This window comes from Luteimonas campi, from assembly GCF_051162505.1.
GTDB lineage: Bacteria > Pseudomonadota > Gammaproteobacteria > Xanthomonadales > Xanthomonadaceae > Luteimonas.
Genome location: NZ_JBNWEM010000012.1, coordinates 1 through 1,163 on the forward strand (window position 1 = coordinate 1; position 1,163 = coordinate 1,163).

The window sequence follows — 1,163 nt, forward strand, 5'->3', positions numbered from 1 at the left end:
CCTTATGTCTTGAGTTTCCCCTAGCCTAAGAGCCGAGAGCCCGACGTGCGCGCCCGATAACGCCTCGGTGTCAGCACCACCGTAATTCAGCAGGGGCCGCACGCCGGATCTCGCGCCCTGCGCCCGAACAGTTGATCGAGGTTGCACTCGAACTGATAAGCGTGGGCCTCGGGCGCGATGCTCTCGGCCACTCGACTGTAACGGAGAATCGGGATGACGGCAGCAGGGATAGACGTGGGCAAGGCCAGCCTGGACCTGGCCCTGGATGGACACGCAGGCGTGGCCAGGTTTTCCAACGACCGCATCGGGATCGTCAAGTTGATCAAGAGGTTGCGGGCAGCTGCGACGACTCGGATCGTGGTCGAAGCGACCGGCGGCTACGAAGAGCCGCTGCTCGAGGCCTGTTGCGATGCTGGCTTGTGGGTCGCCCGGGTCAACCCGCGGCAAGCCCGTGCCTTTGCCAGCGCCACCGGCGAGCTGGCCAAGACCGATGACATCGATGCGCGGATGCTCGCGCTCATGGCCCGGCTGTTCGCCGATCGGCTGCGCCCGTACGTCGCGCCACCGCCTTGGCAACGTGAGCTGCGTGACTGGCTGCGTCGGCGCGGCCAGGTCGTGATCGCCCTTCAAGCCCACAAGCAGCAGGCGGCCATGGCGCCGCCTCCGGTCAAGAAGCTCGTAGCTCGCACCGTAGCGGCCTTGGCTCGCGAGCTGGCGACGATCGAGAAGACGATGAAGGCGCTGATCAACGAGCACGCCACGCCGGCGCTCCGCTCTAGCAAAGGGTTGGGGCCCGTGTTCCAGGCCACTGTGCTCGCACTGCTGCCAGAGCTCGGGCATCTGGACCGCAGGCAGATCGCCAAGCTCACCGGCGTGGCACCGATGAACCACGACAGCGGACAAGGGCAAGGCAAGCGCCGCATACGGGGCGGCCGTGCCCCAGTCCGCGTTGCCCTGTACATGGCCACGCTCTCTGCCGTGCGCTGGGATCCGGTGATGAAGGCGCACTACCAGCAGCTTAGGGCGCGCGGAAAGCTCGGCAAAGTGGCGCTGGTCGCGTGCATGCGGAAGCTGCTGGGAATCATCAACGCCAGGCGGCGCGACGAGCTGCGGAGCGAGGCCCTGGCACTGGCTTGAGCGGCGCGCCTCAAGACAGTTGCTGA

Annotated in this window: 1 protein-coding gene; it reads left to right on the forward strand. The window is 66.5% G+C overall.

Going from position 1 to position 1,163, the window contains the following annotated elements:
- Positions 1-213 precede the first annotated feature (213 nt).
- Positions 214-1,137: an IS110 family RNA-guided transposase gene (locus ACQYVW_RS17310; protein ID WP_434947857.1), complete on the forward strand. Its 924-nt coding sequence runs from the start codon at positions 214-216 to the stop codon at positions 1,135-1,137.
- Positions 1,138-1,163 lie beyond the last annotated feature (26 nt).

Bases quoted from the DNA above. Each gene is read 5' to 3' on its own strand.
- ACQYVW_RS17310 (WP_434947857.1), top strand. From the start codon at position 214: ATGACGGCAGCAGGGATAGACGTGGGCAAGGCCAGCCTGGACCTGGCC.